This is a genomic window from Candidatus Zixiibacteriota bacterium (assembly GCA_040752595.1).
Classification (GTDB): domain Bacteria; phylum Zixibacteria; class MSB-5A5; order WJJR01; family WJJR01; genus JACQFV01.
Window position 1 is genome coordinate 1 of record JBFMGX010000022.1, and the last position, 20,291, is coordinate 20,291.

The window sequence follows — 20,291 nt, forward strand, 5'->3', positions numbered from 1 at the left end:
ATCGCGAAAGTCACGGGTGAACTGCAGAAGGAAGGGTTCGGCATTCTGACCGAGATCGACGTCAAAGCCACGATGAAGAAGAAGCTCGACCTCGATTTCCGCCGCTATGTCATTCTCGGGGCCTGCAATCCCCACTTCGCCTCGAAGATGCTGGCCGAGGAGATCGAGATCGGGCTGTTGATGCCGTGCAATGTCATTGTCTACGAGAATGACGACAGGACTGCGACGGTCGCGCTGTTGTCGCCCAAAGCGCAATTCCAACTCGTCCCGCGCCCCGATCTGGCCCCGATGGCCGACGAGGTTGAGCGTATCATCGAACGAGTCGCCCGGGCGCTGTGATCGGCAGTTGCGGTGGTCCCGGGGAAGCGACGAGCATGCGGCGGGTCGATTGTCATTCCTGCCGCTCCCGTGAGGTCGCCGCGCTGGGACTCAGCCGGATCCGGAGGTGACCTTGCCCGAAACTCACGAATCTCAGTGCACTCACAATGTCCGGTGATGGCCCTGCCCGCGTGAATCGAAACCCATCAGGAACTCCGACCGCGGACAAGGATCGCGATCCGGTCTGCGGCATGCTCGTTGAGGCCACGACCAAGCGCGCCGTTGAGCACGACGGCCGGCGGTATGTCTTCTGCAGCGATTCTTGCCGGACCAAGTTCCGTGAGTCTCCGGATCGTTACGCACTCTCAAAGCCGCGTCCCCCAGCAGCGGAGGCGCCTCTTGCTTCGGGCGCCTACACCTGCCCGATGCACCCCGAAATCCGGTCCTTCCAACCGGGTCCCTGTCCCAAGTGTGGAATGGCTCTCGAACCTGTCGTGCCGTCCGTCGCTCGTGCCGGGCCATCGTGGACATGCCCCATGCATCCGGAGGTCGTGAGGGATCGGCCGGGAGACTGTCCCATCTGCGGGATGGCCCTCGAGCCGCGAACCGTCGGAGCTGAGGACGGCAGTGGTGAGCTGCGCGACATGCGTCGTCGCTTCCGGATCGCGACCCTGCTCACCGCGCCGTTGGTTCTCCTGGCGATGGGGGAGATGCTGCCCGGCCATGCGATCTCCCGCGTCCTCTCCGAAAAGACCCTGATGCTGATCCAATTGCTTTTGGCCGCTCCGATCTGTATTTGGGCCGCGTGGCCGTTCCACGTGCGCGCCGTCGCGTCCATCCGAAACCGCAGTCCGAACATGTTCACGCTCATCGGGCTGGGCGTCAGCGTGGCGTTCTTCTACAGCGTCATCGCCGCGCTCTTCCCCGGCATGTTCCCCGCCTCCTTCCGTGATGAACGAGGAGTGGTCGCCGTGTACTTCGAGGCAGCGGGCGTCATTGTCACGCTGATTCTCCTGGGACAGGTGCTCGAGCTGAGAGCCCGTGGGCGTACGAGCGCTGCCATCCGGGAGTTGTTGGAACTGGCCCCGAAGACGGCACGGCGGCTTCGATCCGACGGGACAGAGGAGGACGTGCCGCTCGATCGCGTGCTCAGCGGCGATCGACTCCGCGTCCGACCCGGCGAGAAGGTCCCGGTCGACGGCGTTGTTCTGGAAGGCCGAAGCAGCGTCGACGAATCGATGGTATCCGGCGAGTCGATCCCGGTCGAGAAGAACCCTGGCGACCAGGTCGTCGGCGCCACCGTGAACGGTTCCGGGACTTTGCTGATCGAAGCACAGAAGGTCGGCGCGGAGACGTTGCTCTCACGTATCGTCGCGATGGTCGCCGAGGCGCAACGCAGCCGGGCACCGATTCAGCGGCTGGCCGATCGCGTCTCCGGCATCTTTGTGCCCGTCGTCGTTCTGGTTGCCGTCGCCACCTTCGTCGTGTGGTCGCTGATCGGCCCAGAGCCCCGTCTCGCGCACGCGCTCGTCAACGCGGTTGCCGTGCTCATCATTGCCTGTCCCTGCGCGCTTGGGCTCGCGACACCGATCTCCATCATGGTTGCCACGGGACGTGGTGCGAAGCTCGGCGTCCTATTCCGCAACGCCGAAGCGATTGAAATCTTACGGCACGTCGACACGCTCGTGGTGGACAAGACCGGCACCCTCACGGAGGGCAAGCCCGTGCTGGTCGATGTGGTCGCCGCCCCGGGGTTGGATGAGCGGGAGCTCCTCTTCCTGACCGCGAGTCTCGAGCGAGCCAGCGAGCACCCGTTGGCTTCGGCGATTGTTCATGCAGCCGAGTCGCGCGGGATTGCTCTTGTGAACGTCGGCGAGTTTCAGGCGATTGCCGGAAAGGGCGTGTGCGGCCGGGTCGAAGGCCACGACGTGACATTGGGGAATCGAACCCTGATGGACGAACGCGGGATCGACTCAAGGGCGGTTTTGGATCATGCCGATCGGTCCCGCAGGGGTGGTCAGACGGCCATGTTGGCGGCCGTCGATGGCAAGATTGCGGGTCTGCTTTGCGTTGCCGACCCGGTGAAGGAGAGCGCGCCAGAGGCCATTGCCGCCTTGCGGGCGGAGGGTATCCGGATCGTTATGCTCACAGGAGACAACCGGCTCACTGCCGCTGCCGTTGCCAGGACACTGGGGATCGACGAGGTGCAGGCCGAAGTACTGCCCGGGCAGAAGGTCGAAGCCGTCAAGTCTTTGCAGAACCAGGGACGGATCGTGGCGATGGCCGGCGACGGCATCAACGATGCCCCGGCGCTGGCGGCGTCGAACGTGGGCATCGCCATGGGGACCGGGACCGACGTGGCGATGCAGAGCGCCGGTGTCACGCTGGTCAAGGGCGATCTACGGGGGGTCGTTCGGGCGCGCCGCCTCAGCCGACACACGATGACGAACATCAAACAAAACCTGTTCTTTGCGTTCCTCTACAACTCCATCGGGGTCCCGGTTGCTGCCGGCGCTCTCTACCCCGCGTTTGGATTGCTCTTGAGCCCGATCATCGCCGCCGCCGCCATGAGCTTCAGTTCGGTGTCCGTGATCAGCAACGCGCTGCGGCTGCGTCGCCTGGACGGTTGAAGGACCGCATCCGATGATGGGATCGGCGAACGACGGTGATCATCCATCGGTCCCCCGTCGCGGCGACTTGATCGAGTTGACCATCGAGGACTGGGGCGATCGCGGCAAGGGGATCGCCCGCTACGGCCGGATGATCGTACTCACCGACCGGGGACTGCCGGGGGAGAGGGTCGCCGCCCGGGTTACGAAGCGTCGGCGACGGCATCTGGAAGCGGATGTCGAGAGTGTTCTCGACCCGTCGCCGCATCGGGTCGACGCTCCCTGTCGCCATTTCGGTCAATGCGGCGGCTGTCGTCTTCTTGACTTGGCCTATGAGCGACAACTGGCAGACAAAGTGCGTCACATGCAGGAACAAATCCGGCGCATCGGCAAGCGCGCTGATCTGCCCGCCGTGGAGACCATTCCCTGCCGGCCGCCGTTTCACTACCGCAACAAGATGGAGTTTTCATTCGGCGGATGCCGCGAGGACAGAGTCACGCTCGGCCTGCATCCACGCGACAACTACCGCGACTCGTTCGACCTGCACGAATGCTCGCTGACCGACCCCCGGGCGGCCGAGATCGTGCGTGCCGTCCAGTCGTTTTTCGCCGGCGGCCCGGAGCAACCGCATGATCCGGTGGTTCACACCGGGTTCTTGCGTTTTTTGGTCGTCCGTTTTGGATATCAGACGGGGGATGTGCTGGTCAATCTGGTGACCGCCGATGAGCCGTGGGAGCGCGCGGCGGATGTCGGGGAGTATCTGCGGGCGTCGTGTCCCTATGTCACGACCGCGCTGTGGACGGTCAATGCGGGCCGGGCGAATATCGCCATCGGTGCAGAGCGCGAAGTGTTCTTCGGCCCGGGCACGTTGCGCGAGCGCTTGGGACCATTCGAGTTTGAGATTGCCCCGGCCGGGTTCTTCCAAACGAACACCCGGCAGGCCGAGCGGCTCTTTGCGCGTGTCGTCGACTGGATCGCCCCCGATACCGATGAAGTCCTCGATCTGTATGCCGGAGCGGGTGCGATATCGCTCTTCTTGTCGCGTCGTGCCTCCCGCGTCATCGGCGTCGAGTCGTACGCGGACTCGGTCGACGCGGCTGTCGAGAACGCTGCTCGCAATGGTGTCAACAACTGCCGTTTTGTCTGCGCCGACGTCCTGGAGTATCTCCGGGATCGCGTCACGTCGGGATCACTCCCATCGACGGTCGTTGCCGATCCCCCCCGCGCCGGACTGCATCCCAAGGTCGTCCGTTCCTTGAAGGAAGCGGCACCGGATCGCATCGTGTATGTGTCGTGCAACACCGCGGCCCTGGCGCGTGACCTGGAGCTGCTGGGGACCAGATATCGGTTGTCCGGCTTGGCGGCGGTCGATATGTTTCCCCATACGCCGCACATTGAAGCGGTGGCGCTGTTGACTTCGTCCTCGGAATGACCGTGAATGCCGTGTCAACGCAAGTTGGTGGCGGGATCGGAGAACCGATGTTTGAGCAACTGTACGCACCCTGGCGGGAGAGCTTCGTCCTCGGCCACAAGAAGGACGACGAGTGCATCTTCTGTGCCCCGGAGACGCGCAGAGATGTCCGGGGATTGATCCTGCATCGCGGCCGACGCGCTTATGTTGTTCTGAACCGCTATCCCTACAACCCTGGGCACTTGATGATTGTGCCGTATCGCCACCTCGCGCGCCTTGAGGACCTGCGCCGCAACGAACGCGGCGAGATTATGGACCTCTTGGCGCTGTCTTGCCGCATGCTGCATGAGGTTGAGCGACCGGCCGGGCTCAACATCGGTTTGAATCTGGGACGTGTCGCCGGGGCCGGCATCGACGGTCATTTGCACGTGCACATCGTTCCGCGCTGGCTCGGCGACAGCAACTTCATGCCGGTCTCCTTCGACACGCGCGTCATCTCAATCGACCTCAGGGCCATCACCCGCCGCCTACGGGCAGCATTCCGACGCGCAACATCAGCGAAACGTCCTCGCCGCTAATCTCCGCCGGATTCCAACTCCCTTTGGGGCCGTCAGTTGCGGCGGCTTCCGGCGCCGTTCGTCCACTGTCGGCAACGTCCTGTCGCTGAGCGGTTTACGGAATCGATTCTGGATGTCGGCGAGTCGTTTGACTTGGTGAATCGAAGGCGAGTATCATGTGCTGGCCGACCACTTCTTGGGCTGCCAACAGATGCTCCGAGCGATCGCCCGTCAGGTGCTCACACAATGAAGATCCCGCGCAAAGCCGATCTGATCAATCTGCAGGAGATCTACAAGTCCGATGCGAAGATCGCGGAAGCGTTGGGTGGAATCCCCGAGTATCTGATCGCCTATTGGCGCCGCAAGAAGGGAGTCGCGCCGCACTCGGCGCCCAAGTTCACGAAGCAACAGATCGCCGATGTCTGGGAGCGCCACGGCGACGATTTCCGGTGCGGACGTGAATTGAACATATCCAAAGCCGCTTTCTATAGTTGGCGTCGCAAATACGGTATCCTGGAACGCCCCGCATTCTTGAAGCTCGAACAACTCGAGCTGCTTCTAAATAGATCCGAGACAGGCGCACCCTCGGCTCATTTGGTGGTTGAACCGGCCCAGCCGCGTACCGCCGTCGACAAGATCCGCGACCACTGCCGCGACCGCTGGCCAGGCGCGTCCCATGCGGCGGACTGTCACATCGCGGCCCAAGCCGGCAGATCCGATTCCCCGGTGGTCGTCTCTCCCGGACCATCCGTGCGCTGGCCGACCACGCCTCCCGTCGCCGGTACGGAACTGCCGGACGGTCCGGGGCATGACCCGGTCTGGTGTCTTCCGGACCGTGGGTCGATCGTGTGGCAACTGGTGGAAGCGCGCACGATTCTTCCCGGATCACTGGTCGTTGGACCCCAGCGGATCGTGAGCGGACTCGGCGGCTTGGGCATCCTCGCCTCTGACCCTGAGGGGGCTTCTGGACCGGGACGACCCATCAAGATAGAGATCACGCGACGGCTCCACGCTGCCTGCGATGTCGAGGACATCGTGTTGGCAATTCTCTATCACGGTTGGCGCCTCGACGAGCCGGGGGTCACGGTCGAATTCTCGGGGATGCCCATCGAACGTCTGACGGTCGATCGCAAGGTGAGACTCTGCCGTCTGACGGTGGCCAATGGCGCCCTGGCGGCCATCTGTCCATTTGACGACGCCATCCGTCGGCACTATGGACGGCTGCTTCTGGGACGTTACCCTCAGACTCATGCCGATCGCTCGGCAGTGTACCATGGCGAGCATTTCCTCGAGGGACGCGGTGTGCAGCCGCGGTTCGGCTCGGTGGATGAGACCGGGTGTCTGCATGTCCTGCCGCAATCGGACCCAGATATCCGTGGGGTCGTAATTGGACCCGAAGCCTACCCCTACGAGATCGAGCTGGCGGCATCGCTGATCGAGGGCCACGTCATCCCCGGCGCGATGGCCGGTGCTCTTCTTGTCTGCCCCGCGACCATCGGCGTCTACCGTTTGGCCCAGCGAAGGGGCTGGTTGCAGACCCTCATCAATGCCGGGGCGTCTGTACTTGATGTGGGGTTGGCTCGACGGTTGGGATGGAATGGCATCGTCCGCCTGGCGGCGGGGGATCAAGCGGATTCTCAGCGCGCGGTTTGTTGCACGAACCTGCCGTCGGAGCCACCGACGCCCTCCGCCGGACGCCTCGTCTTTGCGAGCGTTCGATCCGCGCTGAGCCATTCCGGGCTCATTCCTCGAACGGACCAATCGGTGTCCCTGCTGACAGAGTGATGCCAGATCCCCCTGGAGGCGATCGACGAATCGACTCTGCGTACTCTTTCGGGAGGGCGACGCTCCTGCGAAGCCGCCTTCGCAGACCGGAGACAACGGCTCGGCGGGAGCCTCGCCCTCCCGAACTACGAGGTTGGCAGGGTATAGCAGGTTGCTGAAAAAGGGCAACCTCTGTCATTCCGAGTTCCGCCGCTCTTCCGCGGGGCGAGGAATCTGCTTTCCTCCCGTCGGAGAAACAGCAGGTCCCTCGTCCGCCATAGGCGGACTCGGGATGACAAATGGGCGCAGAGGACCACTCCCATGTGTCTTCCAGCAACGTGATAGGATTCCGGCATGCCTCAGGGGCACCAGTGCTCAATCCGGAATCGGCCCTCTTTGAGCGTTACGTACGTAAACGCCTCGTAGAATTCCCCGGAGTTCACCCACCATCCGTTCTCGAGTGCGCGTACCCATCCGTGATGGAGGTGGCCCATGATGACCGCATCGAACCCCGTGCTCAATATCTGGGCGGCCACCCGATCGTATTCTACCAGGAAATCCGCCGATCGCCTGGCCGTCAGATCGCGGGAGCGACCGGAGAAATAGTGCGCCGTGCGATAGGCCCAATCCGCCGGCCAGAGACGGAAGAGCCGGATGTTGACCGGCCAGCGCAGGATGCGCCGCAGAAAACGGTAGCCGCGGTCAGAAGGCGCCTCTCCGTCGCCATGGGAGATGTGCAGCCGCAGTCCTTGACGAACCAGAACGACCGGATCGCGGTGTACTTCCGCTCCCAGATGTGTGGTGAAGTAGTCGCCGGCCCAGATGTCATGATTGCCGAGGATGATGTGGAAGGCGCCGCCAGCGGCGGTGAAGGCGTGGATGGCGGCGGTCACTCCGATGGCTGTCTTGGGAATCCAATGCCGGTACTCGAACCAGAAGTCGAACAGGTCGCCGAGAAAGAAGACCTCGGCCCCGATGGTCCGGGCCTGCGACAGGAAGCTGACAAACCGCTCGACCTTCAGTCGTTCCTGTGCTTCGCCGTGGGCTCCGAAGTGCGCATCGGAGAAGAACAGTATGGGGCCGGCGGCATCCATGATCGTGGCGGCGTCGGCGCAAAGTAGCATCATCGCCTCCTTGCCCCAAGCGGATTATCCCACCGGCCGATCCGTCATGTGAGAGAACCCCGCGACATGGGCAGATTCTGTGAGCCGTCGGCACGGCGCGTCGGCCGGCGGTGATCTTCATCTTGACAGGCCACCGTGGGATCGGATATTCCCTCTCGCGGAGCGGGGAACGGATCGGCCCGGCCCTGATCCGGGGAGGAGTTTCCATTGGACAAGTTCGTGATTCGGGGCGGTATACCATTGTCAGGCACAGTTCCGGTGGCGCCGTCGAAGAACGCGACGTTACCGATCATCTGTGCCGCCTTGCTGGCCGAATCCGGCCGCACCGTGCTGACGGACATCCCCGATCTCGTCGACATTCACACGTCCGTGGCCGTGTGCCGTCACCTCGGAGCGGAGGCGGAGTACGACGCTGCCTCCCATACGTTGATGATCGATGCCTCCGCGGTGCACGGGCATGAAGTCCCCTATGATCTCATGCGGCGCATGCGGGCCTCGTTCCTGTTTCTCGGCACCCTTATGGGGAGAATGCGCCAGGCCCGCGTCTCCCTCCCCGGCGGATGTGCGTTCGGACCCCGACCCGTCGATCTGCACCTGAAAGGGTTCGAGGCGCTCGGCGTGAAGTTCACCGATGACCATGGGTATGTGCACGGCGATGGCCGTGCGATGGCGGCGGCCACGATCGTGTTTGACCGACCGACACACACCGGGACGGAGAATCTGATAATCGGAGCGGCAATGCTGCCGGGCGAGACTCTCCTGGTGAATGCGGCCTGCGACCCGGAGATCGCCGATGTGGCCGATTTTCTCAACAAGATGGGAGCCGATATCACCGGCGCCGGGACCGCGGCGATCCGAGTTCGCGGTGTGAACCGGCTGCAAGGCGCGACGCATCGCCCCATTCCCGACCGCCTGGAAGCCGGGACGCTGATGATGGCGGCAGCCATCACCCGCGGGACAGTAGAGATCACCGACGTCGAGCCTGGACACTTGGAGGCCGTGACCGGGAAGCTCCGCGAGATGGGGGTCGAGGTTCATGCCGGGCCGGGACGCCTGAAAGTCAAAGGGGCACAGCGGCTCTGGCCGACGCGCGTGGTCACCTTTCCATACCCCGGTTTTCCCACGGACCTGCAGCCGGTGATCCTGGCCCTTCTGACCGTCGCCGACGGGGCCTCTCAGGTCACCGAGACGGTCTTTCCCAACCGCTTCTCTCACGCCATGGAGATGATGCGGATGGGGGCGGATATACAGGTTTCCGGGGATGAAGCGCGTTTGGCGGGCGTTCCCCGACTACGTGGGGCCGCCGTGATGGCCGGCGATATCCGCGCCGGCGCGGGGCTGGTCATTGCGGCTTTGGGGGCTGAGGGTGTCTCCGAGATCCGGCGCATCTACCACGTAGACCGCGGCTACGATCATCTCGAGTCGAAACTGAGTGCCCTGGGGGCCGATATCCGCCGGGTCAGGGATGAGTAGCCCTCCGACTCTGGAACTTCGCCCCTGCCCGTGGGTTAACACCAACTGTGAGCAACCTGATGTGGACGAATCCGTTTCGTCCGACAACTCACGGGGGGAACGAGGGGGCCACCGGCATCGACCGGGCCCGGGGCCAACAGCAACTTCTTTGGCTGCAGGTGGGTGACGATATGCCAAGGGCTTTCTTCCGCCGCGCTCTGAGGCCTCTCGGCTTGGTGGCCGTCGTGGTCTTGTCGACCATCTGCCCGGCAACGGCACAGATGGAGAACTTTGGTCAGAACAAAGTCCAGTATCGGACGTTCGATTGGAACTACATCACCTCGGAGCACTTTGACATCTACTTCTACGAGGGCGGATACGACTTGGCCCGCTTTTCGGCGGCGGTGCTGGAATCTGCGTATGTCCAGGTGTCGGGAGAACTCGACCACCGCGTGCGCAAACGCGTCCCGGTCATCATCTACCAATCACACAATGAATTCCAGCAGACCAACGTCACCGGCGGCCTGCTGGAAGAAGGGGTCGGTGGATTCACCGAGTCCTTCAAGAACCGGATGGTGATGCCCTTCACCGGCTCCTATGAGGATTTCCGGCACGTCCTGCACCATGAATTGACTCATGCGGTCACGTTCGACAAGCTCTATGGCGACGGCGTCGGTTCGCTGTTGTCCAGTCGCTCGTTCTTCAGTCTGCCGCTCTGGTTCGCCGAGGGATTCGCGGAGTACTCCTCGCGTTATGGCTGGGACACGTTCGCCGACATGGTGATCCGCGACGCCACCGTCCATGGGTACCTCCAGCCACTCGAATGGGTGGGTGGGTACCTGGCATACAAGGAAGGTCAGTCGGCGATCCTCTACATGGCGGAACGGTACGGCGAAGAGAAGATCTCCGAGGTGCTGAGCAAAGGCCGCTTCGAGCTCAGCCTGGACAACTCGCTGAAGAAGGCCATCGGCATGGGGGTGAAGGAGTTCGACGAGGCGTGGCAGAAACGGTTGCGAAAGGAGTACTGGCCGGAGATCTCCGAGCGTGAAGAACCCAAGGATTTCGCCAAGCAACTGACCGATCACGAAAAGGACGGTTCCTACTACAATGACAAGCCGGTCTTCTCGCCCCGCGGGGATCGGCTCGCCATCTTCTCCGAGCGCGCCGACTACACCGAGGTGAAGGTGATTTCAGCGGTCGATGGTCAACGCCTGAAGCGGGTGCTGAAAGGCGGCGCCTCCGACCGTTTCGAATCACTGCATTCCTTCCTCTCCGGCATGAGCTTCTCCCCCGATGGCTCCATGTTGGCGTTGGTGGCCAAGTCCAGGGGCGAGGATGCTCTCTTCTTGCTCCCTGTCGATGGTCACGGCCGTCAACGTATCCTGCGGCTGGGATTCTCGGCCCTGCGCTCACCGGTGTTCGCCCCAGACGGGAATTCGATTGTTCTGGTCGGCTGCCGCCAAGGGACCAACGATCTGTACCGTGTCGATCTGCACACATCGGATGTCACGCGCCTGACGGATGACCGTTATGATGAGCAGGATCCGGAGTTTGATCCCAGCGGCACGAAGCTGCTCTTTGCCTGCGATCGTCCGGCCGACGGCCCATCGCCCCTGTGGCTGTCGGGGACGCAGGATCCACAGCGTTTCTCCTACGGAGACTACAACATCTTCGAGGCCGATCTGACATCCGGCACGGTGCGGCCGCTGACTGCCGACAGCGCGGAGAACAAGACGCCGGTGTATGCCCCGGACGGTCAGCGCATCTGTTATGTCTCCAACAAGAACGGCATCTACAACCTGTACCTGATCGACTCCGGTGAGACACGGTCGTACCCGATCACCGACGCGCTATCCGGATGTTTCTCGCCGACCTGGTCCCCCGACGGCAGGAACATCGCTTTCACGGCTTTCTTTCGTGGCGGTTTCGATGTCTTCCTGATCAAGGACATCCGTCCCAAGGGCGACTCCACGGGTGCCTTAACGCTGACCTCGTACATGCGCCGTGTGCGCGGGCTCGATTCAACGTCGTATGTCACGCGTCACGGGATCGAATTGGAAGAGCGTGTGCCCAAGGTCTTGGATGAGGATCTGGAATTCACCTCGTATGTCAAGCCCGCCGAAACGCCATACCAGAAGAAGCCCCTCGTCACGGACTCAAGCGCGGCCGATACCGCGGCGACGGCCGGCCGTGCTGCGGGAACCACTCCGGACTCGGGCACAGTCGCCGTGCGCGACACCATGGCGGTGGCGGTTGCCGACACCTCGCATCCTGGTGGGCCGCGCCAGGCCAGGGCCGTTGAGGACGACTCGACCGGTTTTGCGGTGCACAAGTACCACGCCAAATTCACTCCGGACTTGGTCACGGGCGGGCTCGGGTATGACACGTTCTATGGCCTGAGAGGGCAGTCGTTCTTCGTGATCTCAGATTACATGGGAGATCACCAGTTCCTGATCGCCAGCGATCTGATCAACACGATCGATCAGGCCAACATTCAGGTCTTCTATATCTACCAGCCGCGCCGCGTCGACATCGGCCTTGGCCTGTTCCATTCCAAGTACTACTATGTGGATTTCACCGACAGGTTGTTCTCCGACCGTACGTATGGGATTCAGGCGCTGGCGTCGCGTCCCTTCTCGCGGTTCACGCGTCTGGAATTGGACGGCCTCTTGGCCTTTATCGATCGCCGCTACTACGACCCCGACGAACTGGGGCGGTATGACGACCGCTCCGACCGCGTCGGATTGGGAGCCCTGTCTTTGGTGCATGACAATGCCGGGTGGGGCCTCACCGGACCCGTCAGCGGACGTCGCTATCGCCTCACCGTGGAGTATGCTCCCGGCGGGTTGTCGGAGGGCATTGCCTATCAGGCGCTGACCGCGGACCTGAGGCAGTACACGCGCCTGACCGGCCGTTATGGATTCGCGTGGCGGCTCGGGGCGGGGATCTCCGGGGGCGACACGCCCAAACGCTTCTATCTTGGCGGAGTGAGCAACTGGATCGGCTCCCGCATCGCGGAGTCCGGCGTCTACGACGTCGAGGGACTCTACTTTTCGGAAGTGATCACTCCGTTCCGAGGGTATGACTATTATGCGATCTCCGGCACCAAGTATGCGGTGTTCAATGCCGAGTTTCGTTTCCCCTTCGTGGATCAACTGGCACTGCGCTTCCCACTTCCCCTGGTCTTCTCCCGGATCGGTGGGGTGCTGTTCGCCGATGCCGGCTCGGCCTGGTCACACGATCGGGAATTCCAGGGGGCGTCGTCACAGGGCGGTTTCCATCTCCAGGACATCCACAGCTCGTTCGGATACGGCATGCGTGCCAATCTGGGGATCGTGGTCCTCCGCTTCGATCAGGCGTGGCGTACCGACCTTCGGGACGTGGCCGCGCATCCCGTCTCCTACTTCTCCTTGGGTGCCGACTTTTAGGACCTACCAACAAGATGAAAGCACCATCGCGTTGGATGCACGCAGCAACGAGCGCCGCACCCCGCATCGACCCGCAAACTCCTGGCTCGATTTGCATGGGTGGCTGAGAACCCCGCATGGCATGGGCTGGCCGTCTGCTGCGGGGAATCCACTTGCCGACGGTGCAAGGGAGGTGTTAATTGCTTGGTTTGAGTGGTCCTGTCACAAGCTGGGACGAAGATGCCATCCGGTCGACTGCGGTTTCGGAAACATGGAACTTTCGCCGACTGGGTTCGTCTGTTGAAATCGTGCGCCGTCGCTCCATTCGGTGCGGCGACGCACATGCCACATCGGAGGTGGATCGCATGACTGAAATGACCGCGCCAACGCCCGCGCCATCGGCGCCGCAGGATGAGCCGTCTGCTGAACTCGGCTTTGTCGGGAAACTCTGGAACCTGTATGTGAACCCCCGCCAAACCTTCGCGGCCGTGGGGCGGAATCACGCGTGGATCATCCTCTGGTTGGTTGTTGCCGCCGTGTCCATTGCCGCCTACATGCCCATCAAGCCGATCGTCCAGAAAGACCAGATCGCCCGCGTGGAGGAACAACTCAACCGCAACCCTCAGATGTCCGCTGAGCAGCGGCAGGAAATCCTCGACCGGGTGCGTTCGCAATTCGACAATCCACTCTACTTGTTGTTTGTACCGGTGACTCAGCTCATCGTCGTGGTAATCGTGGCCGGAATCCTCCTGTTCATCGGCAACATCCTGCTGGGAGGAAACACGTCCTATTTGAAGATACTCAATGCCTACGCGTGGACGATGATGGTGGCGATCCCGGCATCGATCGTCACCGTGCCCTTGGCGATGGCCAAGGGATCAATGGATGTGTCCCTCGGTCTTGGGGCACTGACCTCGCCGGAAACCGGGGCTTTCATCAAGACGCTGCTGTCGTCGTTTGAGGTGTTTGCCTTGTGGCAGGTCTGGCTGTCGTCGCTGGCCGTTTCCGTGCTGGCCGGAGTCGAAAGCGGCAAGGCCTTTGCCTCGGTGTTCACCGCGTGGGTGATCTGGGTGCTGATCAAGAGCGGATTGGCGATGCTCGGCTTGTCGTTTGGGATGTAGGACGATTGTTCGATGGTGTGTCGGGACTGACGGAGGAGTGACGCATGGGACGACGGCGACGGACAATGTTCATCGGGGCCGTGGCAGCAGTGGTATTGGTGGCGGGGGTCTCAACTGTTTCGGCGGAGGTGCTGACCCTCGAGCAGTGTATACAGATTGCCCTGGAGCGGGACGGATCGCAGGCATACGGCCTGCCCCTAGCGCGCGCCGGCTATCACGAAGCGGGGCAGGGGATCTGGTCGGCCTGGGGCGGCCTGTTGCCGACGCTGTCGCACGGATATGGGTACCAGTATCAGAAACTCCCCAGTACGTCAATCTATGACCCGACGACGGGACAGTTCGTCGGGTCGGCCGGCGGCTCGTCGTCCGCGTGGTCCACCAACTTCTCGTTGAACCACGAGTTGTTCGATGGCGGCGCCAACGCCTATCGCGTCGCTCTGGCCTATCATAACCGCGCCGCCCAACGCGAACGGCTGCGTGGAACAGAGAATGCGCTGATCTTCGGCGTGAAGTCCGGCTACTTCGGCTTGCTGAAGGCTGACCGACTTGTCGCCGTGGAAGACGCCGCCGTGCGCCGCGCCGAACAGTTCCACAAGACGATCCAGAGCAAATACGAGCTGGGATCGGCATCGCTCTCGGAGGTCCTCAAGGCCAAGGTGCAGCTTGGTAGCGTCCAGTTGGAGTTGTTGCGGCGCCAGAACGAGGTGGAAAAGGCGCGGGCGCAACTCAATACGGTCTTGAACCGTCCGGTGGATGAACCACTGGAGATCGCCGACGTGGGCGATGCGGAGCCGGACGTCCCTCCCTACGAAGAAGCCTTGGCCCGGGCGATGAAGGCCGCGCCGGATGTTTTGGCAGCCCGCGCCTCGTTGCGCGCGGCCAAGGACGACGTCGGTATTGCCCGCGCCACGTTCTTCCCGACCTTCTCATGGGGACTCACGCGCTCCTTCACGCCCGAGCGGCGGGATGATCTGCTGAAGTTCGACGGTCGCGATGGAACATGGTCGGCTCGCGCCTCCCTGTCATTTGCGTTGTTCAACGCGTTTCACTACAAAACCGCCCTGTCGAACGCGCGCGTGAACCTCAAGTACACGCGCGAATCGGTCGACCAAACGGAGCGCGCAACGGCCCTGGCAGTCAAAGAGCAGCATCTGGGGGTCCAACTCGCGAGTGAGGCGCGACGGCTGGCGGACGAGACCGAGGCCTCGGCGCAGGAGGATTTCAACCTGGCGCAGGAGAAGTACAACCTCGGTGCGGCCACGATTCTCGATCTTCTTGACGCCCAGGTCTCCCTGACTCAGGCACAGACCGACAAGGTCAACGCGCTGTTTGACTACTATGTCGCCGTCGCGGGACTGGAGAATGCCATGGGCGGGGGGCAGTAGGCAGTGCATCCACACACAGCACGGTTTTGTGAATCCCGGCGCAAACGGCATCGTATACCTGTTGAGTGACGGCGCGGACGAGGCGGAGGTCATTGCGCGTACATTGCGACGACTCACACAGGCGCGGGCCAGAGGAGAACCGGTGAGATTATGAAGACGGGTCGAAAGAAGAAGAAATGGTTCATTATCGGGGGCATTGTTCTGGTCGTCGTGATTCTCGTGGTCGTGAATCTCACGCGTTCCTCCGAGAAGACGACCAAAGTGAAGACCGCCAACGTGAAGGAGGGGAAGCTGACGGCTCTGGTGACCGCGTCCGGCAAGGTCAAGGCGCGCACCCAGGTCAAGATCTCCGCCAACGTCTCCGGCGAAGTCGTCAGTCTACCGGTGGTCGAAGGGCAGGCCGTTCGCAAAGGTGACTTGCTGGCGCAAATTCAGCCCAAACAATACGAGGCCGAGGTGCGACAGTCCGAGGCCGGCCTGCAGGCGGCCCAAGCCAACCTCGATCTCGAGGATGCCAGCGCGCGCGAAGCGGCTCTGGTCAATGAGCGCCAGAAAGCGCTGTATGAAAAGGACCTGACGTCCAAGGAGGTGTACGACGCGGCCCGGACGCGTCATGAGACGGCACAGGCGTCGTTGTCCGCGGCCCAGGCGCGGTTGCAGCAGGCCAAGGCCGCCCTCGATCAGGCGAAGGAGCGGCTCGCCTACACGACGATCCGCTCTCCCATCGACGGTTACATCACGGATCTCCCGACCGAGATTGGCGAGATTGTGATGGGTTCGCTCAACTATCAGGCCTCGGTCATCATGGTCGTCTCCGACCTATCCGAGATCGAAGTCGAAGTCGAAGTCGACGAGACGGACATTTCCGATGTCGCCTTGGGCCAAACGGCGAAGATCAAGCTCGATGCCGAGCCGGATACATCGTTTCAGGGGCGCGTGACCGAGATCGGCAACACCGCCAAGATGTCGGGCCTCGGGACCCAGGATCAGGTTACCAACTTCATGGTCACGGTCCTGATGACCGACAGCGTTCCCGATGTCAAGCCGGGAATGAGTGCGACCTGTGAGATTACGACCGGTCAGCGCGACAGTGCGCTCAAGGTGCCGATCGGTGCCATCGTGCTCCGCGACGAGGAGATGCTGAAAAAGGCCGGGGAGAAGAAGGGGGAGAGCGAGTCGACGGGCAGTCTGGCGGTGTCCGAGGCGGCCGCCGCCGGCAATGGCGACAGCGCTGCCGCCCAAGAGGACGACAAGGAAGAGACGAAGAAGAAGCCGCTCGAAGGCGTCTTTGTCCTGCGCGATGGTCGTGCGGTCTTCGTGCGTGTGGCGACCGGCATCGCCGACCAACAGAATATCGAGGTCACCTCCGGACTCCGGAAGGACGATGAGATCATCGTCGGGCCGTTCCGCACGCTGCGCGAGTTGCAGGACGGCAGCAAGGTGGTCGCAGAAAAAGAGGGAAAGGGCCCCGGCTCCAAGGGTACAGAGCGCGACGCCTCCTGAGCGCGTCACCGGCGCCCGGTGGCTGGGTATTGCATGGGGAACACCGCATGTTGATTCGCACACAGGATTTGTGGAAGACTTATCGCGTCGGCGCCGAGGAGGTGCACGCCTTGCGCGGCGTCTCAGTGGCCATCGCCAAGGGGGAGTACGTGGCGATCATGGGTCCCTCCGGATCAGGCAAGTCGACGTTGATGAACCTGGTCGGATGTCTGGATACGCCGACGCGCGGGACGTATGAGCTCAATGGCCGGCAGGTGGCGTCGATGAATGACGACGAGCTGGCATACATTCGCAACAAGGAAATCGGCTTCGTCTTCCAGACGTTCAACCTCCTGCCGCGCGCCACGGCGCTCCACAACGTGGAATTGCCGCTCATCTACAACGGCACGTCGGCCGAGCAGCGCATCGATATGGCCCGACACGCGCTGGAGACCGTCGACCTGGCCGACCGCATGGCCCACCGCCCGAATGAACTTTCGGGCGGGCAGAGGCAACGTGTGGCCATCGCCCGCGCCCTGGTCAACAGTCCCTCGCTGATACTCGCCGATGAGCCGACCGGAAACCTGGACACCAAGACCGGACTGGAGATTATGGCCCTGTTCGATCGTCTGCATGGTGCCGGAAACACGATCATCATTGTCACGCACGAGCACGACGTCGCCCAGTACGCCAACCGCGTGATCCACATCCGCGACGGCCAGGTCGAGCGCGAAGAGTCCGGCCGTCATAAGGCGGCGTAACCTATAGAAAGACGCGACAGGGATCGACCGTAGGGGCACGGCCCGCCGTGCCCGGAATGGCCTTCTGAGGATCTGGGTAACCCAGCATGAGGCAGTTCTTCGAAAGCGCCCGCATCGCCTTGGCCGCCCTCTGGGCCAACAAGCTGCGGTCGATTCTCACGCTCGTCGGCGTGATCATCGGCGTGATGACGATTATTGCCATCGTATCGTTGATCACCGGGATGAACCAATACGTCGCCGCCCAGATCTCTTCCCTGGGTGGCTCCACGTTCATCATCGAGAGGGAGGGACTGATCACCTCCGAGGAGCAGTGGCTGGCGACCTTCAAACGCAAGAAGCTGACGGTCGCAGACATGGAGGCGATCGCGAATTCCTGCACCAATTGCCAGGCAGTCGGCGGGCGGCTGATCACCGTGCGCCAGGTCAAGTACGGCAATCGGTTCCTCGATGACGTCTACATCATGGGGTCGACCGCCAATTTCCCTGCCATCGTCGATTTCGACATCGAGAACGGGCACTACCCGACCGAATCGGACAATGAGCACCGGCGGCCCGTGGCGTTCATCGGGTATGACCTGATCGACAACCTCTTTCCGGGGATCTCGCACCTGGGCGGCACCATCAAGGTCTCCGGACAGGAGTACACCGTCATCGGCAACGGGAACCGGCGGGGATCGTCGTTCGGACAGAGCCGCGACAACTATGTGATCATTCCTCTGTCCGTCTTCGAGAAGCAGTTCGGCACGCGCCGCTCGCTGGACATCTTTGTGAAGGCGTATGACTACGAACGCCTGCCGGCGGCGCAGGACGAGGCCCGCGTGGTCATGCGGGCCCGCCATAAACTGGCCTATGATAAGGAGGATGACTTCGGCATGTACACCGCCGGAGACATCATGAGCATATGGGAGAACTTCTCGCGCGGGGCCTTCATCGTGATGATCGGGATTTCTTCGATTGCGCTCGTCGTCGGCGGTATTGTCATCATGAACATCATGCTGGTTTCGGTGACCGAGAGGACGCGTGAGATTGGCATTCGCAAGGCGATCGGGGCGCGCAAGGCCAACATCATGTGGCAGTTTCTCTCCGAGTCGCTGACCTTGGCCATCGTCGGCGGCGCCATCGGCGTCGCCGGTGGCGTCGCGGCCGGCTGGGGTTTGGCCAAGCTCTCCGGGCTTCCCATGGGGATCGAGTTGTGGTCGATCATCGCCGGGATCGGCGTCTCGGGCGGCGTGGGCACCCTGTTCGGCGTCTATCCGGCCATGAAGGCCGCGCGTCTCGACCCGATCGAGGCGCTCCGCTACGAGTAGTCCGCTTGGGATCTCACCATGGCAGCCATCGGCTGGTTTGAATTCCGCGAAGCGATCGGAATGGCCCTGGCCGCCATCCGTGCCCACAAGCTTCGCTCATCCTTGACCGTGCTCGGGGTCATGATCGGCGTCAGCTCCGTGATCGGCATGGTGTCTTTGATCACTGGGTTGAACAACTCCATGGCGCGGCAGATAGAATCTCTGGGATCGAATGCTATCTACGTCGCAAAGTGGAAGCCGGGGATCCAAATCGGGCGACGGTCTTCGGCCGAGCGGAATCGCAAGGGCATCACCTACGAGGATGCCGAGGCGATCCTGGAGCACTGCTCCCTCATTGATGTCGTCTCTCCCGAGAATCACTATTGGATGCGTCCCTCGGGGAATACGGCCCGGTACGCGGGACATGATGCCATGCGGCCCGATTTCCTCGGTGCCCTGCCGGCCTATGCCATCATCAACAACACCGAGATGGCCGAGGGCCGGTTCATCACCGAGATCGACAATCACTTCCGCCGGATGGTGTGTGTCGTCGGATCCGATGTCGCCGAGGCCCTCTTCCCAGGGCTCGATCCGATCGGCAAGGACATCCTGGTGAATAACCGGCAATACCAGGTCATCGGCGTCGCCGCCAAACGCGAGGCACTGCTGGGCGAGTCGATGAACAACTACATTCTGATCCCCTACAATACCTTTGCCAAGCTCCACCCTTGGGAGAAGGAACTGTGGCTGGAGTGCCACACCAAAGATGCGGCGATGATCCCGGCGGCGATCGATCAGATCACCGAGCTGATGCGTCGGCGCCGCGGCATCCCCTATGACAAACCGGAGGACTTCGCGGTCTTCACGCAGGAGGACATCTACCAGCAATACCGTCAGATCACCGGGATGATCTACTTGGCGATGACCGTGATTTCGTCCATCGGGCTGATGGTCGGCGGCGTCGGCGTCATGAACATCATGCTGGTGTCGGTCACGGAACGGACCCGTGAGATTGGGGTGCGCAAGGCAGTCGGCGCCCGTCGCAAGAACATCGTCTGGCAGTTCCTGATCGAGGCGATGACCCTCTCCGGAGTCGGCGGCGTGGTGGGGATCGTCGTTGGGCTCGGTATCGGCGTCTTGATCGACAAGCTCAGTCCGCTTCCGGCCGCCGTGTCCTTCCCGTGGGTCATGATTGCCTTCACCGTCTCGGTCATGGTCGGGCTTGTCTTCGGAATCTACCCCGCCTACCGGGCCGCCCGGGTCGATCCCATCGTCAGTCTCCGATACGAGTAGGGCGCCGGGGGCACAGCCGTATCCTTGTTCTCGGGCTGGGCCCCCTGCAGATGCCCGAAGTGCCTCTATCAGGTTGCTGAAAAACACATGGGAGTGGTCCTTTGCGCCCATTTGTCATCCCGAGCGAAGCGAGGGATCTGCTGTTTCTCCGATGGCAGGACAGCAGATTCCTCGCCCAGCCAAAGAGCGGCGGGACTCGGAATGACAAAGGTAGCCGTTCTTCAGCAACCTCCTATGGCCCTGCTGACATCCCTGTCACGGGCTCCTTCCGCGGGTCGGGAATAGGCTTGCGATTCCAGTGGTATAAGTCCGGTGGCGCGG

Annotated in this window: 14 protein-coding genes; 13 read left to right on the forward strand and 1 reads right to left on the reverse strand. The window is 62.4% G+C overall.

Features of this window, described 5'->3' with window-relative positions; translation table 11 throughout:
• From AB1792_06855 to AB1792_06875, 5 genes are all read left to right on the forward strand, one after another.
• A partial coding sequence (locus tag AB1792_06855; GenBank protein MEW5701930.1) for a DUF302 domain-containing protein occupies positions 1-339 on the forward strand: 339 nt, incomplete at its 5' end.
• A gap of 146 nt (positions 340-485) precedes the next feature.
• Positions 486-2,948, forward strand: a complete 2,463-nt coding sequence (locus tag AB1792_06860; GenBank protein ID MEW5701931.1) for a heavy metal translocating P-type ATPase — start codon at positions 486-488, stop codon at positions 2,946-2,948.
• Between the two features lie 13 nt (positions 2,949-2,961).
• Positions 2,962-4,359: a 23S rRNA (uracil(1939)-C(5))-methyltransferase RlmD gene (rlmD, locus tag AB1792_06865; GenBank protein ID MEW5701932.1), complete on the forward strand. Its 1,398-nt coding sequence runs from the start codon at positions 2,962-2,964 to the stop codon at positions 4,357-4,359.
• 47 nt (positions 4,360-4,406) lie between these two features.
• On the forward strand, positions 4,407-4,916 hold the full coding sequence (locus AB1792_06870) for an HIT domain-containing protein (protein ID MEW5701933.1): 510 nt from the start codon (positions 4,407-4,409) through the stop codon (positions 4,914-4,916).
• Between the two features lie 225 nt (positions 4,917-5,141).
• Positions 5,142-6,680: a hypothetical protein gene (locus AB1792_06875; protein ID MEW5701934.1), complete on the forward strand. Its 1,539-nt coding sequence runs from the start codon at positions 5,142-5,144 to the stop codon at positions 6,678-6,680.
• Positions 6,681-7,018: 338 nt separating this feature from the next.
• On the opposite strand, the gene AB1792_06880 is transcribed toward AB1792_06875, so the two are convergent.
• Positions 7,019-7,786, reverse strand: a complete 768-nt coding sequence (locus AB1792_06880) for a UDP-2,3-diacylglucosamine diphosphatase (GenBank protein ID MEW5701935.1) — start codon at positions 7,784-7,786, stop codon at positions 7,019-7,021.
• Between the two features lie 204 nt (positions 7,787-7,990).
• On the opposite strand from AB1792_06880, the gene murA reads away from it, so the two are divergent.
• The 8 genes from murA to AB1792_06920 all read left to right on the forward strand — a co-directional run bounded on the left by murA (position 7,991) and on the right by AB1792_06920 (position 19,970).
• Positions 7,991-9,256: a UDP-N-acetylglucosamine 1-carboxyvinyltransferase gene (gene murA, locus AB1792_06885; protein MEW5701936.1), complete on the forward strand. Its 1,266-nt coding sequence runs from the start codon at positions 7,991-7,993 to the stop codon at positions 9,254-9,256.
• Positions 9,257-9,426: 170 nt separating this feature from the next.
• On the forward strand, positions 9,427-12,663 hold the full coding sequence (locus AB1792_06890; protein MEW5701937.1) for a BamA/TamA family outer membrane protein: 3,237 nt from the start codon (positions 9,427-9,429) through the stop codon (positions 12,661-12,663).
• A 344-nt stretch (positions 12,664-13,007) separates the two neighbouring features.
• The gene (locus AB1792_06895) at positions 13,008-13,763 is read left to right on the forward strand and encodes a YIP1 family protein (GenBank protein ID MEW5701938.1); all 756 of its coding nucleotides are present in this window, start codon (positions 13,008-13,010) and stop codon (positions 13,761-13,763) included.
• 44 nt (positions 13,764-13,807) lie between these two features.
• Complete coding sequence (locus AB1792_06900) at positions 13,808-15,148, forward strand: TolC family protein (protein MEW5701939.1); 1,341 nt, start codon at positions 13,808-13,810, stop codon at positions 15,146-15,148.
• Between the two features lie 150 nt (positions 15,149-15,298).
• On the forward strand, positions 15,299-16,651 hold the full coding sequence (locus AB1792_06905) for an efflux RND transporter periplasmic adaptor subunit (GenBank protein ID MEW5701940.1): 1,353 nt from the start codon (positions 15,299-15,301) through the stop codon (positions 16,649-16,651).
• Between the two features lie 47 nt (positions 16,652-16,698).
• On the forward strand, positions 16,699-17,391 hold the full coding sequence (locus tag AB1792_06910; GenBank protein ID MEW5701941.1) for an ABC transporter ATP-binding protein: 693 nt from the start codon (positions 16,699-16,701) through the stop codon (positions 17,389-17,391).
• A gap of 86 nt (positions 17,392-17,477) precedes the next feature.
• Positions 17,478-18,698, forward strand: a complete 1,221-nt coding sequence (locus tag AB1792_06915; GenBank protein ID MEW5701942.1) for an ABC transporter permease — start codon at positions 17,478-17,480, stop codon at positions 18,696-18,698.
• 18 nt (positions 18,699-18,716) lie between these two features.
• Positions 18,717-19,970, forward strand: a complete 1,254-nt coding sequence (locus AB1792_06920; protein MEW5701943.1) for an ABC transporter permease — start codon at positions 18,717-18,719, stop codon at positions 19,968-19,970.
• Positions 19,971-20,291 lie beyond the last annotated feature (321 nt).

Bases quoted from the DNA above. Each gene is read 5' to 3' on its own strand.
- AB1792_06860 (MEW5701931.1), top strand. From the start codon at position 486: ATGTCCGGTGATGGCCCTGCCCGCGTGAATCGAAACCCATCAGGAACT.
- rlmD (MEW5701932.1), top strand. From the start codon at position 2,962: ATGATGGGATCGGCGAACGACGGTGATCATCCATCGGTCCCCCGTCGC.
- AB1792_06870 (MEW5701933.1), top strand. From the start codon at position 4,407: ATGTTTGAGCAACTGTACGCACCCTGGCGGGAGAGCTTCGTCCTCGGC.
- AB1792_06875 (MEW5701934.1), top strand. From the start codon at position 5,142: ATGAAGATCCCGCGCAAAGCCGATCTGATCAATCTGCAGGAGATCTAC.
- AB1792_06880 (MEW5701935.1), bottom strand. From the start codon at position 7,786: ATGATGCTACTTTGCGCCGACGCCGCCACGATCATGGATGCCGCCGGC.
- AB1792_06890 (MEW5701937.1), top strand. From the start codon at position 9,427: ATGCCAAGGGCTTTCTTCCGCCGCGCTCTGAGGCCTCTCGGCTTGGTG.
- AB1792_06895 (MEW5701938.1), top strand. From the start codon at position 13,008: ATGACTGAAATGACCGCGCCAACGCCCGCGCCATCGGCGCCGCAGGAT.
- AB1792_06900 (MEW5701939.1), top strand. From the start codon at position 13,808: ATGGGACGACGGCGACGGACAATGTTCATCGGGGCCGTGGCAGCAGTG.
- AB1792_06905 (MEW5701940.1), top strand. From the start codon at position 15,299: ATGAAGACGGGTCGAAAGAAGAAGAAATGGTTCATTATCGGGGGCATT.
- AB1792_06910 (MEW5701941.1), top strand. From the start codon at position 16,699: ATGTTGATTCGCACACAGGATTTGTGGAAGACTTATCGCGTCGGCGCC.
- AB1792_06915 (MEW5701942.1), top strand. From the start codon at position 17,478: ATGAGGCAGTTCTTCGAAAGCGCCCGCATCGCCTTGGCCGCCCTCTGG.
- AB1792_06920 (MEW5701943.1), top strand. From the start codon at position 18,717: ATGGCAGCCATCGGCTGGTTTGAATTCCGCGAAGCGATCGGAATGGCC.